Origin of the sequence: Actinoplanes sp. L3-i22, from assembly GCF_019704555.1 — a bacterium.
GTDB lineage: Bacteria > Actinomycetota > Actinomycetes > Mycobacteriales > Micromonosporaceae > Actinoplanes.
This window is the reverse complement of sequence record NZ_AP024745.1, coordinates 10,003,405-10,018,621: the sequence shown is the minus strand read 5'-3', so window position 1 is coordinate 10,018,621 and position 15,217 is coordinate 10,003,405. Positions and strand designations below refer to the sequence as shown.

General features: G+C 72.4%; 11 protein-coding genes. 8 read left to right on the top strand and 3 right to left on the bottom strand.

What is annotated here, in order from left to right:
* The first annotated feature begins 27 nt into the window (after positions 1-27).
* From L3i22_RS44495 to L3i22_RS44480, 4 genes are all read left to right on the top strand, one after another.
* Positions 28-1,245 carry an exonuclease domain-containing protein gene (locus L3i22_RS44495; protein WP_221323452.1) on the top strand — a complete coding sequence of 406 codons (1,218 nt, stop codon included), beginning with the start codon at positions 28-30 and terminating at the stop codon, positions 1,243-1,245.
* Between the two features lie 700 nt (positions 1,246-1,945).
* Positions 1,946-2,632 carry a response regulator transcription factor gene (locus L3i22_RS44490; RefSeq protein WP_221323451.1) on the top strand — a complete coding sequence of 229 codons (687 nt, stop codon included), beginning with the start codon at positions 1,946-1,948 and terminating at the stop codon, positions 2,630-2,632.
* A complete protein-coding gene (locus L3i22_RS44485) occupies positions 2,625-3,971 on the top strand; it encodes a sensor histidine kinase KdpD (RefSeq protein ID WP_221323450.1) in 1,347 nt (448 codons plus the stop codon). The genes L3i22_RS44490 and L3i22_RS44485 overlap by 8 nt, the downstream gene beginning before the upstream one ends.
* A gap of 74 nt (positions 3,972-4,045) precedes the next feature.
* Complete coding sequence (locus L3i22_RS44480; protein ID WP_221323449.1) at positions 4,046-4,549, top strand: hypothetical protein; 504 nt, start codon at positions 4,046-4,048, stop codon at positions 4,547-4,549.
* Here L3i22_RS44480 and L3i22_RS44475 read toward each other — a convergent pair whose 3' ends face one another.
* Both L3i22_RS44475 and L3i22_RS44470 read right to left on the bottom strand, forming a co-directional pair.
* Positions 4,550-5,320 (bottom strand): DUF5995 family protein, encoded by a 771-nt coding sequence (locus L3i22_RS44475; protein ID WP_221323448.1) that lies wholly within the window; start codon positions 5,318-5,320, stop codon positions 4,550-4,552.
* A gap of 173 nt (positions 5,321-5,493) precedes the next feature.
* A complete protein-coding gene (locus tag L3i22_RS44470) occupies positions 5,494-8,301 on the bottom strand; it encodes an AAA family ATPase (RefSeq protein WP_221323447.1) in 2,808 nt (935 codons plus the stop codon).
* 176 nt (positions 8,302-8,477) lie between these two features.
* Here L3i22_RS44470 and L3i22_RS44465 point away from each other — a divergent pair, with 176 nt between their 5' ends.
* The 3 genes from L3i22_RS44465 (at position 8,478) to L3i22_RS44455 (ending at position 13,816) form a co-directional block, all read left to right on the top strand.
* Positions 8,478-9,089 carry an adenylate/guanylate cyclase domain-containing protein gene (locus L3i22_RS44465; RefSeq protein WP_221323446.1) on the top strand — a complete coding sequence of 204 codons (612 nt, stop codon included), beginning with the start codon at positions 8,478-8,480 and terminating at the stop codon, positions 9,087-9,089.
* 111 nt (positions 9,090-9,200) lie between these two features.
* Positions 9,201-11,279 (top strand): type IIA DNA topoisomerase subunit B, encoded by a 2,079-nt coding sequence (locus tag L3i22_RS44460; RefSeq protein ID WP_221323445.1) that lies wholly within the window; start codon positions 9,201-9,203, stop codon positions 11,277-11,279.
* Positions 11,280-11,293: 14 nt separating this feature from the next.
* A complete protein-coding gene (locus L3i22_RS44455; protein ID WP_221323444.1) occupies positions 11,294-13,816 on the top strand; it encodes a DNA topoisomerase (ATP-hydrolyzing) subunit A in 2,523 nt (840 codons plus the stop codon).
* 442 nt (positions 13,817-14,258) lie between these two features.
* Here L3i22_RS44455 and L3i22_RS44450 read toward each other — a convergent pair whose 3' ends face one another.
* Positions 14,259-14,702, bottom strand: a complete 444-nt coding sequence (locus L3i22_RS44450) for a MarR family winged helix-turn-helix transcriptional regulator (RefSeq protein WP_255657619.1) — start codon at positions 14,700-14,702, stop codon at positions 14,259-14,261.
* A gap of 74 nt (positions 14,703-14,776) precedes the next feature.
* Between L3i22_RS44450 and L3i22_RS44445 the strand changes: the two genes are divergently transcribed.
* Positions 14,777-15,151 carry a cupin domain-containing protein gene (locus L3i22_RS44445; protein ID WP_221323443.1) on the top strand — a complete coding sequence of 125 codons (375 nt, stop codon included), beginning with the start codon at positions 14,777-14,779 and terminating at the stop codon, positions 15,149-15,151.
* Positions 15,152-15,217 lie beyond the last annotated feature (66 nt).

Below are 15,217 nucleotides of genomic sequence, written 5' to 3'. Positions count from 1 at the left end.
GCGGCCGGTCGCCTAGTTTTCTTTCTCATGTATGCCGTCGTCGACCTGCAGACCACCGGCACCAAGACCAGCTGGCACGACCGGATCGTGGAGATCGCGATCGTCCGTCTCGACGGAAGCGGCCGGATCCTGGACGAATGGTGCACCCTGGTCAACCCGGACCGGGACCTGGGGCCGCAGGCGCTGCACGGCATCACCGGCGCCGAGGCCCGCCGCGCGCCGGTCTTCGCCGAGCTGGCCGGCCAGGTCGCCGAACGACTGGCCGGGCAGCTCGTGGTCGCGCACAACCTGCTGTTCGACGCGGGTTTCCTGACCGCCGAGTTCGGCAAGCTCGGCGTGTCCGTGCCGGTCGAGGACGATCGGGGGCTGTGCACCATGCGCCTGGCCGGGCACTTCCTGCCGACCGCGTCCCGGAGCCTGAAGGCCTGCCGGGCCGCCGCCGGTCTGGGCCCGCACCGGGAGTACTCCGCGCTGCACGGTGCCCGCGCGGCCGGTGAGCTGCTCGGGTACTACCTGGGCCGGGCCGGCGATCCGCCGCCCTGGGCCGAGCTGCTCGACGAGGCCCGGCACGCGAAGTGGCCGGCGCTCCCGGTGACCTCGGTCGCCGCGGTGCCGCGCCGCCGCCCGGAGGAGCGCGAGCCGCACTTCCTCACCCGGCTCGTCGACCGGTTGCCCCGCCAGCTCGACCCGAAGGCCGACGCCTACCTCGCGCTGCTCGACGGCGTCATGTTGGACCGGCACATCTCGGCCAGCGAGGCCGACCAGCTGGTCACCACCGCGGGCAAGATCGGTCTGTCCCGCGCCGACGCCGAGTTCCTGCACCACCGATACCTGTCCGGCCTGGCCACGGTCGCCCTGGCCGACCAGATCCTGACCCCGGCCGAGCGCCTCGACCTGGACGGCGTGGCCGAGCTGCTCGGCCTGACCAGCGCGGACGTCGACCGGGCGCTGGCCACCGCCGCGGCCCGGCCGGCCCGGCAGCCCGCGCAGTGGCAGCTGAGCCCGGGCGACCAGATCGTCTTCACCGGCACCCTGCGGCCGCCCCGCGAGCATCTCGAGGTGGACGCGCTGACGCACGGCCTGCGCACCGCCCGCAAGGTCACCAAGCAGACCCGCCTGCTGGTCGCCGCCGACCCCGACTCCCTCTCCGGCGTGGCCAAACTCGCCCGCCAGTACGGCATCCCGATCGTCACCGCGATCGCCTACAAAACCATGCTCGAAGCCCTCCTCAACGCCCCTCGCTAAACCCCCGAAACCCAAGATCAAAATCCGATTTGGGTACGGCGTGAGCCCCCGCCCGTCGCCCCGCCCCGCCCCGCCTCGCGCCGCCCCGCCTCGCGCCGCCCCGCCTCGCGCCGCCCCGCCCCGCCCCGCGTCGCCTCGCCTCGCGTCGCTCCGAGTCGCGGAGGTGAAAGTGCCGCAGCGCTGGGAGCGCAGCGCGGCTGGGCGTGCCGCAGCGTCGAGCGTGCGGCGGGAGCGGGCGTTGCCGCAGCGCTGGGCGTGCGGTGAAGAGTGGGCGCCTCGCCTCGCGTCGCGGAAGTGAAAGTGCCGCAGCGCTGGGAGCGCAGCGCGGCTGGGCGAAGAGTGGGCGCGCCGGGCGCGTGACAGCGATGGCCGCCCGCGGGGCGGGCGGCCATCGGGACAAGCTGGGTGGGCGAGGCATCCCCCCGTGTGCGACGCCTCGCCCGGCTCAAGGGGCCGGGCATTCCGGGCACGGCACAGCGAACCGGGCGGAAAACACGGCAGGGGCCCGCTGTTGGACCTGCGCCTTTATAGCACGTCAGGAGAGCGCTTTCCGTAACAGCGGAGGTGCCTGGGAGCGCGCCCAGGGCGCTGACCGTGACCCGGAGGGCCTCCGGGTGAATTCCGGAGTTCACCCGTCCCAGCGACATCCCTTACGTTGCCCGAACGTTCGCCGCCCTGCCCCGGCGGCATGATGTGAGCCGTGACCGATACGTCGAAGGGGCTCGTCCTGGTCGTCGAGGACGAGCGGCCGATCGCCGACCTGGTCCGGCTCTACCTGAGCCGGGAGGGCTTCGGCGTGCAGGTCGAGCACGACGGCGTGGCCGGGCTGGCCTCGGCGCGGCGGCTGCGGCCGGTGGCGTGCATCCTGGACATCGCGCTGCCCGGCCTGGACGGCACCGAGATCTGCCGCCGGCTGCGCGCCGACGGCGACTGGACCCCGGTGATCTTCCTGACCGCGCGGGACGACGAGGTGGACCGGATCCTCGGCCTGGAGCTCGGCGGCGACGACTACGTGACGAAACCGTTCAGCCCGCGCGAGCTGGTCACCCGGGTCAAGGCCCTGCTGCGGCGCGCGGCCGGTCCGCCGGAAACCGATCGGGTCCGCACGCTGGGCCCGCTCACGCTCGATCAGGGGCGGCGTGCCGCGGCCGTACAAAATCGGCCTTTGATCTTGACCGCGACCGAATTTGATCTGTTGGCGCACCTGCTCGGCCGGCCCGGCCGGGTCTTCACCCGGGAGGAGCTGCTCGCCGCGGTCTGGGGCTACGCCTCGCACGCCGGCACCCGCACGGTCGACGTGCACGTCGCCCAGGTCCGCGCGAAGCTCGGCGACGCGGCCGGCCTGATCCGGACCGTCCGGGGCGTCGGATACACCGCCGATGCGTGACTTCTTCCGCACGCTGACCGGCCGCGCCGTCCTGGTCACCGCCGCCACCGCGGTCGTCTCGGTGATCATCACCGCGCTGGTCGCCATCCCGGTCGCGGTCCGCTCGGTGAACACCCAGGTCCGCGCGGAGCTGATGGAGAAGTCGGCGATCACCGTGGAGCTGCTGAACGACGAGCGCCCGGCCGCCCGGGAGCGGATCGCCCAGCGGCTGCGCCGGGACCAGATCGAGATCTACCTGATCCGGCGGGGGATCCCGGATCATCAGGGCCTGCCGCCGCGGGTGGTCGCCCAGGTGACCGCCGGCAACCTGGTCGACATGCGTGGCCTGGTCGGCGAGCGGGCCTCGTTCATCGCCGGCCGGCCGCTGCCCGGGGTGGACGCCGGTGTGGTGCTGACCCGGCCGGCCTCGTTCGGCCTGGGCCTGCAGGTGCTCGGCAGCGTCTGGTGGGCGTTGCTGGCCGGCCTGCTCGGCGGGGTCCTGGCCGGCGCGCTGCTGGCCCGGTTCGTCACCAAGCCGATCGAGCTGGCCGCGGCCGCCGCCGGACGGCTCGCCGCCGGCGACCGGTCGGTACGGATCGCCCGGCACGGGCCGGCCGAGGCGGTCCACCTCGCCGAGGCGGTGAATCAGCTGGCCGCGGCCCTGCAGACGAGCGAGGGCCGGGAACGCGACTTCCTGCTGTCGGTCTCCCACGAGCTGCGTACGCCGCTGGCCACCATCCGGGGCTACGCCGAGGCGCTCGCCGACGGGGTGGTCGGGGCGGACGGCGCGCCGCAGGCCGGGGCGACCATGATGGCCGAGGCCGACCGGCTCGACCGGCTCATCTCCGACCTGCTCGTGCTGTCCCGCCTGGAGGCCGCCGACCTGCCGCTGGACGTGGTCTCGGTGGACCTGACCGAGCTGGTCCGGGACGCCGGGACGGCCTGGTCGGCGCGCTGTGCGCCGGACGGGCCGAGCCTCTCGGTGGAGCTGCCGGACACCCCGGTCACGGTGGCGACCGACCCGGGCCGGATCCGGCAGGTGCTCGACGGGCTGTGCGAGAACGCGCTGCGCGTGGTCCCGGCCGGCGCGCCGCTGGTCCTGGCGGTGCGGGCGGGGGAGTCCGGCGGGGTGGTCGAGGTGCGGGACGGCGGGCCCGGCTTCACCGACGACGACCTGGCCGTCGCGTTCGAGCGGGGCGCGCTGAACCGTCGCTACCGGGGCATCCGCAAGGTCGGCAGCGGGCTCGGGCTGGCGCTGGCGGCGCGCCTGGTCGGGCGGCTGGGCGGGCGGATCGCGGCCGGGCACGCCCCGGAGGGCGGGGCGATGTTCACGGTGGAGCTTCCCTACCGGGCGCCGTGAGTCGTGGCGCTTCTTTACCGGGCTCGAACAATCGGCTGACTTTCGCCGATCGGGGCGGGTCCATCGTCGTACCCATGAATCGAAGCGGGAAAGCCCTGATCCTCGCCGCGACCGTGACCCTCGCCCTGGCCGGATGCGGCGCAGCCGCGACGGAGACCCCGGCGATGGGCGACGTGGCCTCCGAGGCCGTCGCCCTGCAGACCGTCGGCTTCACCACCGACGCGGACACCGATCCGTCACCGAGCGTGAAGTCGAAGGACGGCGTCCGCCCGCGGGTGGTCCGTCAGCTCCTGCGCCGCAACGCCCTGCACGGCGAGGTGACCGTGCAGGTCAAGGACGAGACGAAGACGATCGTCGTGCAGCGCGGGAAGATCACCGCGGTTGACGACAAGAGCCTGACCGTGGAGTCGACCGACGGCTTCAAGCTCACCTGGAGTTACGGCGACCCGCTGCGCGTCGTGCAGCAGCGCAAGGCCGTGGACCGGGCCGCGCTGAAGTCCGGCGTCGAGGTCGGCATCGGTGGCGTGCAGAACGGCTCGGCGACCGCGGCCCGGCTGATCGTGCTCAAGAAGCCGTAGTCACTGCAGGAAGTCGGCGAACGGCGAGAGCAGCAGTTTGCCCAGGCCGGTGGCGGTCCGGTCGAGCCGGCGGCGCTCGGTGTCGAGCGCGATCAGGTCGTGCCGGATCGCCCAGATCTTCTGGGCGTTGCGCCAGGCGACGTTGCGGGTGTAGTCCACCATCTCGCCCTGCCACCAGTCGTCGAGCTCGCCGTTCATCGTGTCGATGAGCAGCTGCCAGCGGTCCAGATAGCCGCGGCGCAGGCCCGGGATCTCCTCCGCGAAGATGTCGTTGACCTGCAGGTAGTCGTGGTGCTGGTCGCTGCCGTCGATCGGGTCGGAGCCCAGGTGGTCGAACGTGGTGACCAGCGCGAACGGCAGATCGAAGTTGATGTGCGCGTTGACGCCGGCGACCGCGGACGGCAGCGGGCGCGGATCCGGCCCGGGAATCCGGTGGAACAGGCCGGCCCACACGCCGGGACAGGCCGGGCTGCCCTCGGTCCAGTAGCGCAGGGCGTCGAAATACCGCGCGGCGAACTCCACGTCCAGCCGGGACAGGAACGCCGGATCCTTGAACCGGCCCGCGTAGAGCCGGTCCAGCACGTTCTCGGTGATCGCCAGGTAGAGCTTGTTGAAATCGGCCAGCGGGTTGCCGTTCAACAGCGGTGGCACCTGGCAGAGGACGTCCTGCAGCGCGCCGAGCTGGGCGACGACGGCGGGCACGTCGTCCGGATGCTCCCGCAGGATCACGGACATCTCGGCTTGCACTGGTCCCCAGATGGGCTGGGTCATCGGATCCTCCACGACTTGCAGATGTGCGGAGGGGCCCCCAGCACCGCCCGGCGGTCCCAGACCACCGGGCGGTGCTCCCCCGTGCGCCCAGCCTTTCACCGACGACGGACGAGGGGATCGGTAGAACGACGTATTCCGCGTACGTATGTCACGGGCGCATAACGATTGCCTGGTCACGCCGCGGTTAGATAAACCCGGCTCGCCTGTACGCGGGTACGTACCTGAAGTTTGTCGAAGATGTGCCCGAGGTGCACGCCGACCGTGCGCTCGCTGATGAACAGCAACTCGCCGATCTCCCGGTTCGTCAGGCCCTCCGCGACCGCGGCCAGCACCTCACGTTCCCGGCCGGTGAGAACTGCCAGCTCATCACCCTGATCCGGCTCCGGCGGCAGCATCGCGACGGTGTCCGCGTCCTCCACCAGGGAGACCCGGAACCGCTGCGCGACGCCCTTGATCTCGTTCGCCAGCGGGCGGGCGCCCATCGCGACCGCGGTCGCGAACGCCTGGCGCAGCCCGGTGACCGCGGCCGTCCGCCGGGCCCGGCGGCCCAGCGCTACCTCGGCATGCCGCAACCGCGAATACGCCGCCGGGTAGGGCTGCTCCCGCCGGTCCCAGATCGCGGCGGCCCGGGCCCACTGCTCCGGGTCCTGCCGGTCCTCGACCCGGCTCAGCTCGGCCGTGCAGAGCGCCAGGTAGCCGTCGAGCACCGCGCGGACCTCGGGCGCGGCGTTCGCCCCGGCCTCGATCCGGCCGACCACGGTCCGCAGCCGGCGCAGCGCGAGCGGGTCGACCGGCGCGCCGTCCACGTGCGCCTCGGCCTCGGCGCGCAGCCCGTGCCAGGCCAGCACGCCGAGCAGCACCAGGTCGTCGGAGCGGGTCTCGGTCAGACCCCGCTGCACCGCGGCGCGCGCGGCGGCGTGCTCCTTCTGCCACATCGCCAGGCCGGAGCGCAGCGTGAGCATCGGCAGCACGTGCCGCGCCCCGCCGCCGGCCAGCAGGGTGGCCGCCGCGTCCAGGTCCCGGCGGGCGTTGTCGACCTCGCCGAACCCGACCCAGAGCCGGCTCCGGGCGAGCAGCACCTCCACCGCGTCCGCGCCGGACGGGCGGTGCCGCATCGCCTCCTCCAGCACCGAGTCCGCCTCGGCCCACTGACCGATCCGGAACAGGCCGTTGCCGGCGATCGCCAGCAGCCGGGTCTGGTAGCTGCGGCCGACGCCGCGCGACGCCAGCCGCTCGGCGCCCCGGCGGGCCACCAGGACACCCTCCTCGATGCTGTTCAGCGGGCCGGTGAGCAACTCGGCCAGGTGCAGGTAGGCGACGCCCAGGTCGTCCGGGTGGCCGGAGCGCTCGGCGATCTCCACGGCGTGCCGGATCACCGCCAGGCCGGCGTCCGGGTCCTCCCGGAACGCGGCGCTGAAGCCCAGCGCGGCGCTGGCCCGGACCAGGTCGGCGGTCGAGCCGTTGATCGCCGCCAGCTCCAGCGCGTCCCGGGCGTGCTGGTTCGCGTCGGCGTAGCGCCCCAGGTGCAGCAGCAGCTCGGCCAGGTAGGCGGCGGCGGTGGCGCGCAGCCGGGGCGTGCAGTCCGGCGAGCTCAGGGCCAGTTCGTACTCCTGCTCGGCGGTCTCCGAACGGCCGGCCGCCGCGAGGTAGCGCGCGCGGCGCAGGTGCAGCTCGCACTCGGTCGGCGCGTCCTTGCGGCCGGCCAGCTCGGCCAGGCGGGAGAGCGCGAGCAGGTGCTCGCCGCACTGGTGCGCCGACTCGGCGGCGTGGCCCAGCAGCTCGGTGCGGTCGGCCGAGTCCTCCCCGGTCAGTCGCAACGCGAGGGTCCAGTGGCGATGCGCCTCGGCGAAGCCGTACAGGCCCTCGGCGGAGCGGGCCGCGGCGATCACCGACGGCAGCGCGCGGGCCGGCAGCCCGGCCCGCTGCCAGTGGTGGGCCAGCCGGGCGTGATCCGCCTCACCCGGGCACGACTCCAGCGCCTCCGCGTACCGCCGGTGCAGGGCGATCGCCTCGGCGGGCAGCACCTCCTGCTCCAGCACCTCGGCGACCAGGCGGTGCCGCAACCGGTAGCCCTCGCCGTCGCCGACCACGAACCGGTAGGCCACCGCGGAGCGGATCGCCTCCAGCAGCTCGTCCTCCGGCAGCCGGACCACCCGGGCCAGCACCGCGTGCTCGACCGGCTCGACGCCCGCGGCCAGCGCGTTCACCACGGCGTGCGCGTTCGGTGGGAGCTCGTCGATGCGGGCCAGGAAGATCTCCCGGAGCGTGTCGGAGAGCTCCACCCGGCCGTCCCGCAGATCCCGGGCCAGCTCCTCGACGACGAACGGGTTGCCGCCGCTGCGCTTGTAGACCCGGTCGGCGTCCTCCCCGGCGACCGCGCGGCCGACGATCGCGCTGACCAGCTCCCGGGTCTGGTCCTGGTTCAGCGGGGCCAGGTCGACCACCCGCACCGAGCGCAGCCGGCGCAGCTCGGCCAGCACCCGGCGCAGCGGATGGGTGCCGTGCAGGGCCTCGGCGCGGATCGCGGCGAGCACCGACACGCGCACGTCGCCCAGCCCGGCGAGCAGGTAGAGCAGCAGCTGGCGGGTGCTCCGGTCGGCCCACTGCAGATCGTCGAGGACGAGCAGCAGCCGCTGGTCGCCGGCGATCGCGCGCAGGTCCCGGGACACCCGCTCGAGCAGGGCGCCGGCGTCGCCGGCCGCGGTGGCCGGCGCGCTGTCGTGCCGGCGCAGCGCCTGCAGCACCGGGTGCAGCGGCGACGCGTCGCCGATGTCCAGGCAGGTGCCGAAGAGCACCGCGAAACCCCCACCGCGCAACGCGTCGGCGGTCTCCCGCAGCAGCCGGCTCTTGCCGACGCCGCTCTCCCCGGTCAGGAAGACCGCGGCTGTCCCACCAGGACCGACGTTGCGCAGGTTGGACTGAAGGTCGGCCAGCGTGCCGGTGCGCCCGACAAGCGGCCCGTCGTCCCCCTGGCTGGCCATGTCCGGCAGCCTAATGCGAAAGGACCTACCACGTTGTCGTCGGTTCGGACTGTTCTGCGTCACAAAAATGACGAGCGTTGATGCTGTCAGAGATACGTCGTTCTGCGGATCCGCGCGCCCGGCCCGGCTGGCACCGTTCTCCCGGTCAACGCAGTGCTCTGGGGGGAGCGTGAGACATGACCACCATCACCATCGACACCATTCAGGAGCGGCGGCAAACCGTGACCGTGCTGTTCGTCGACATCGTCGGCTTCACCGCCCTGGTGGACCGGCTGGACTGCGCGGAGGTCCGGGCCCTGCAGCGGGACTACTTCTCGGCGGTGGCCGGAGTGGTCCGGGAGTGTGGCGGCATCGTCGAGAAGTACGTCGGCGACGCGGTGATGGCGGTTTTCGGCGCCGGCGAGGACGGCTTCGAGCCGGAGGCGGCCGCCTCGGCCGTGCGCGCGGGCCTGTCGGTCCAGGGGGCGTTGAGGGGGCGTCTCCTGGCCGGCAGGCACCGTGTGCGGACCCGGGTCGGGCTGGCCACCGGTGAGGTGATCGTGGATCCGCTGATGACCTTCGACGGCGGTTACGGGATGATCAGCGGCAGCGTGGTGGCCACCGCGGCGCGGCTGCAGGCCTACGCCCCGCACGACACGGTGGTGGTCTGCTCGGCGACCCGGGAGGTCACCGACGAGCTCATCGCCTATCAGGAGATGCCTCCGGTCTCGGTGCCGGGCAAGTCGTACCCGTTGGATCTGTGGCGTGCGCTACACCCCCAGTCTTCCCGCCTCGTTGGGGTTCGCTAGCCATTTTTTGTAACCTTTTTCCCGAATTTTCGGCCTGACAGGTCATGACCTGGCTCGCCTGGGGCAGAAGTGTCGGAGGGGCCGGGTAGGCTCGCGCCGTTCTGACCACCGATGGGCGACCGGGAGAGCCAGCCTGTGACCGCACAGCCAGAGACCTTGTACGGGGCTGACGACCTCACGCACCTGGAAGGGCTGGACGCTGTCCGGAAACGCCCAGGCATGTACATCGGGTCGACCGACAGCCGGGGCATCAACCACCTCGCCAACGAGATCATCGACAACTGCACCGACGAGGGGGTCGGCGGCCACGCCACCCGCATCGCGGTGACCCTGCACAGCGACGGCTCGGTGCAGGTCGACGACGACGGCCGGGGCATCCCGACCGACGTGCACGCCAAGTCCGGCCTCAGCGGCGTCGAGCTGGTGCTCACCCGGCTGCACGCCGGCGGCAAGTTCGGCGGCTCGGGCTACAAGGCCTCCGGCGGTCTGCACGGCGTCGGCGCCTCCGCGGTGAACGCGCTCTCGCTGCGCTACGACGTCACCGTCAAGCGCGACGGCAAGGTGCACGAGATCTCCTTCCAGCGCGGCGTGCCCGGCGTGTTCGACGGCCCCGGGCCGACCGCGCCGTTCACCCCGCAGGCCGGCCTGCGCATCGCCCGCCGGATGAAGCGCGGCGAGCCCAGCGGCACCTCCACGCGGTACTGGTACGACGCCCGCTACTTCGAGACCGGCGCCCGGCTGGACGTCGACGCGGTCCGGACCAAGCTGCGCAACACCGGGTTCCTCGTCGCCGGCGTGCAGTTCACGCTCTTCGACGCGACCGCGGAGGAGCCGGCCACCGAGACGTTCCACTTCCCGAACGGGCTCACCGACATGGTGGAGTTCCTGACCCCGGCCGCGGAGAAGCCGGTCTCCGGGATCCTGCTGATCAACGGCGAGGGGACGTACAAGGAGAACGCCGCCGACGCGAACGGCGTGATGCAGTCCAACGTGGTCCGCGAGGCCCAGGTGGAGATCGCCTTCCGCTGGGGCACCGGCTACGAGCGCACCGTGGAGTGCTTCACCAACACCATTCGCAACGTGCACGGCGGCACCCACCGCAAGGGCTTCGAGCGGGCCCTGGTGCGGTCCCTCACCGAGGCCATCCGCAACGCCCGTGGCCTGCTCAAGCCGAAGGAGGAGCCGCCCGTCCTGGACGACCTCCTGGAGGGCATGACCGCGGTCATCCACGTGCGGGTGCCGGAGCCGCAGTTCACCTCGCAGACCAAGGACGAGCTCTCCACGGCCGGCGTCACCCGGGTCATGCAGGCCCTGGTCGAGGCGTACGTGAAGGGCTGGATCGACGATCGGCGGACCAAGACCGAGGCCCGCACCGTCCTGCAGAAGGTGGTGGACGCGGCCCGCGTCCGGCTGACCCAGAAGCAGCAGAAGGACGCGGCCCGCCGCAAGACCGCCCTCGAGGGCGCCTCGATGCCGCCCAAGCTGGTCGACTGCCGCACCACCGGCATCGCCCGCAGCGAGATCTACATCGTCGAGGGGGACAGCGCGCTCGGCACCGCCCGGATGGCCCGCTCCTCGGAATACCAGGCGCTGCTGCCGATCCGCGGCAAGATCCTGAACGTGCAGAAGGCCAGCATGCAGCAGGTCCTGGACAACGCCGAGTGCTCGGCGATCGTCCAGGTGCTCGGGGCCGGCTCCGGCCGCACCTTCGACATCGGCTCGATGCGGTACGGCCGGGTCATGCTGATGGCCGACGCGGACGTCGACGGCTCGCACATCCGGACCCTGCTGATCACCCTGTTCGCCAAGTACATGCGCCCGGTGATCGAGGACGGCCGGCTGTTCGCCGCGATGCCGCCGCTGCACAAGATGACCACCAAGGGCCGCAACCCGGAGACCTTCTTCACCTACACCCAGCAGGAGATGGAGGCGACCCTCGGCAAGCTGCAGCGGGCCGGCAAGTCGCTGGCCCCGGTGAGCCGGTTCAAGGGTCTCGGCGAGATGGACGCCGACGAGCTGTGGGACACCACGATGAACCCCGCCACCCGGACCGTCCGGCGGATCACACTGGACGACGCCGAGCGCGCCGAGGCGACGCTCGAGCTGCTGATGGGCGAGCGGGTCGAACCCCGGAAGAACTGGTTGATCGAGGCCGCCGGCCGGATCGACCAAGAGACGATCGACGCCTGAGGGGTTGTTGAGAAGTGGCACGCCGCAAGACCGAGAACCGCGTCGACCTGTCCGCATTCGACCAGGCCGGCGCCCGGGTCATCGACAATCCGCTCACCACCGAGGTGGAGGACTCCTACCTGGAGTACGCCTACTCGGTCATCCACTCCCGGGCGCTGCCGGACGCGCGTGACGGGCTCAAGCCCGTCCACCGGCGCATCCTCTGGTCGATGTCCGAGCAGGGCCACCGCCCGGACCGGGCCTACGTGAAGTCGGCCCGCGTGGTCGGCGACGTGATGGGTAAATATCACCCGCACGGCGACGTGGCGATCTACGACGCCCTGGTCCGGCTCGCCCAGGACTTCTCGCTGAACACGCCGCTGATCGACGGGCACGGCAACTTCGGCTCGCCGGACGACGGCCCGGCCGCCTCGCGGTACACCGAGGCCCGGATGTCGCGCGAGGCGATGCTGCTGGTCGGCGAGCTCGGCGAGGGCACGGTCGACTTCAAGCCCACCTACGACGGCTCCGACCTCGAGCCCAAGGTGCTGCCCGCCGCGTTCCCGAACCTGCTGGTCAACGGCACGTCCGGGATCGCGGTCGGGATGGCCACCAACATGATCCCGCACAACCTGGGCGAGGTGGTCGCGGCCGCCCAGCACCTGATCACCCACCCGGAGGCCGACCTCGACGAGCTGATGCGCTTCGTGCCCGGGCCCGACCTGCCCACCGGCGGTCAGCTGCTCGGCCTCGACGAGGTGCGCCGGGCGTACGAGACCGGTCGTGGCGTCGTCCGCATCCGGGCCCGCGCGCAGACCGGCCTGCTCGAGGGTGGCCGCGGGCGGCAGGCGATCACGGTGACCGAACTGCCGTACGGAATCGGCACCGAGAAGATCATCGAGGCGATCACCGACGAGGTGAAGGGCAAGCTGCTCACCTCCGGCCCGCGCCGGGGGCAGCGGCAGGCCCCCCGGCTGCAGGGCATCGCCGACGTGAAGGACCTCACCGACCGGGAACACGGCACCCGGCTGGTCATCGAGTGCAAGGTCGGCGTCAACCCGCAGGCGCTGCTCGCCGACCTGTACCGGCTGACCCCGCTGGAGAGCTCGTTCGGCATCAACAACCTGGTGCTCGTCGAGGGGCAGCCGCAGACCCTCGGGCTCAAGGCGCTGCTCGAGGTCTTCGTCCAGCATCGGTACGAGGTGGTCACCCGCCGTACCGAATTCCGGCGCACCAAGCGTCAGGACCGCCTGCACCTGGTCGACGGCCTGCTCATCGCCCTGATCGACATCGACCGGGTGGTCGCGATCATCCGGGCCAGCGACGACGCGGCGGCGGCCAAGGCGTCCCTGATGAGCGAGTTCGGGCTCAGTGACATCCAGGCGACGTACATCCTGGACACGCCGCTGCGCCGGCTGACCCGCTTCGACCGGATCGAGCTGGAGACCGAGCAGGAGAAACTGCGCGGTGAGATCGCCGAGCTGAGCCGGATCCTCGACAACGAGGACGTGCTCAAGCAGGTCGTCTCCGACGAGCTGGCCGAGGTGACCAGTGAGTTCGCCCGCCCCCGGCAGACCACGCTGATCGACGGTGACCTCAAGGAGGTGCTCGCCGCGTCCGCGCCGGCCGGGCCGCTCGAGGTCGCCGACGACCCCTGTCAGGTGATCCTCTCCGCCACCGGGCTGATCGCCCGGACCGCCGCGGAGAGCGAGGAGTCCGCCGAGGGCGGCCGCAAACGCAGCGGCCGGGTCAAGCACGACGCGGTCCGCGCGATCATCCACTCCACCGCCCGCGGCCGGATCCTGTTGGTCACCAACCGGGGCCGCGCGTTCAAGACCGACGTGCTGCCGCTGCCGGTGCTGCCCGAGCAGTCCGGCACGGTGTCGCTGCGCGGCGGCATGTCCGCCTCCGAGCTGGTGCCGCTGGAGAAGGGCGAGAAGGTCGTCGGCCTGGCGCCGCTGACCGGCGGCGACTCGCCCGGGCTCGCGCTGGGCACGAAGTACGGCGTGGTCAAGGTGTGCGCCCCGGAATGGCCGGTCCGGTCCGACGAGTTCGAGGTGATCACCCTCAAGGAGGGTGACGAGGTCCTCCAGGCCACCTGGCTGCGGGACGGCGCCGAGTCGCTGGTCTTCGTCACGTCCGACGCGAGCCTGCTGCGCTTCCCGGCCAAGCTGGTGCGGCCGCAGGGGCTCAAGGGCGGCGGCATGGCCGGCATCAACCTGACCGTGGACTCGTCGGTCATCTCGTTCAACGTGGTCGACACGGCGGACGCGTCGCACGGCGAGCCGATGGTCGTCACGTCGACCGGCACCCAGGTGAAGGTGTCGCCGTTCGCGTCGTACCCGGCGAAGGGCCGGGCCACCGGCGGGGTCCGGGTCCAGCGCTTCCTGAAGGGCGAGACCGAGCTGGTCGTCGCCTGGGTCGGCCCGCGCCCGGCCGGCGCCACCAGCACCGGCGACCCGGTCGAGCTTCCCGAGCTGGACGCCCGGCGGGACGGCTCCGGGGCGGCGGTCATCATGGGGCCGCAGCTGATCGGCCACCACATCGAACGCGACTGACGCACTCGCTTCACCACCGCCCGCCGGGTCCTCCCGGCGGGCGGTTCGCGTTGCACCGCCGTTCACGGCGGGACCGAGGCCGAGCGCGAGCCCGCGTGCCCGCCGCAGCCCGCGTGCGTGTGTGCCGCCGCAGCCCGCGAGTGTGCGTGCCGCCGCAGCCTGCGAGTGTGCGTGCCGCCGCAGCCCGCGAGTGTGCGTGGCGCCGCAGCCTGCGAGTGTGCGTGGCGCCGCAGCCCGCGAGCGGGCGTGGGGTCCGGCCGGCGGCGCGGGTCGCGCTCTCGGCTGGTCCTGAGGGTTGTCCCGCCGGGCTGAAGCAGCCCTCAGCGCCAGCCGAGAGCGGGACGGACGGAACCCTGGCCGGCCGGATCCGGCCAGCCAGGGTCTGGGGAGAGCGCGGGGCCGGCGGCGGGGGTGGGGGAAAGAGCGGCGGGAGTGGGGGAGGTCACCATGTCGGGCGGATTCGGCCGGGGATGGTCAGGCGGGTGAGGGCGGCGCGGACCGTTGACAGCTGGGCCGGGCCGAGGGCGTCGGCCCACGGCTGCAGGACGGCGGTGGCGGCCTCGTCGGCGGCGCGGGTGCAGGCCCAGCCCCGGTCGGTGAGGGTGAGCAGGCGGGCCCGCGCGTCGGCCGGGTGTGGGCGGCGCTCGACGTAGCCCTTGCGGACCAGCTCGTCGGCCATCTGGCTGGCGGCCTGCTTGGTGACGCCCAGGTGGTCGGCCAGGTCGACGATGGTGGCGCCGTCCGGGGCGAGGCGGACGAAGGCGAAGCCGTGGGCCGGGCGCAGGTCGGTGAAGCCGCGGGCCCGGACGCCCTCGTGGATGCCGTCGACCAGGGCGGATGCGGCGCCGAGCAGCAGCACCGGCAGGTCTAGAAGATCACGTCGCACGGAATGAGTTTGACATGACGGTCAAGCTGGTTGACTATTTGGTCAAGCAGCTTGACTAAAACTGAGGGGGAACGATGGGGATTCGTCGTCGGGACGATGCGGTGGTGCATCGTCTGCACGGTTCGGCCTTTCACTCGTACGTTGCGCCGTCCATCGGGAGTGCGGAGCTCTGCGCCTGGCGGCTGGAGATCGCCGGTGGGACCGGGGGCGTCCGGCACCGGGTCAGCCGGGAGGAAGTGTTCCTGGTGCTCAGCGGGCAGGTCCGGGTTCATCTCGACGGCGTGGCCGAGGACTTGGGGCCGGGGGACGTGCTGCGGGTGCCGGTCGGTGCGGAGTTCGGGATCGACAACGAGAGCGCCGAGCCGGCCGCGGCGTGGGTGACCACCAGCGTGGGCTTGGAGGCGGCCATGCCCGACGGCACGAAGATCAGCCCGCCCTGGGTGCGCTGAGAAAACAGCCCTGGAAAAGAGCGCCGGGCGCGCTGCCGATCAAGCAACGCGCCCGGCACCACAAAA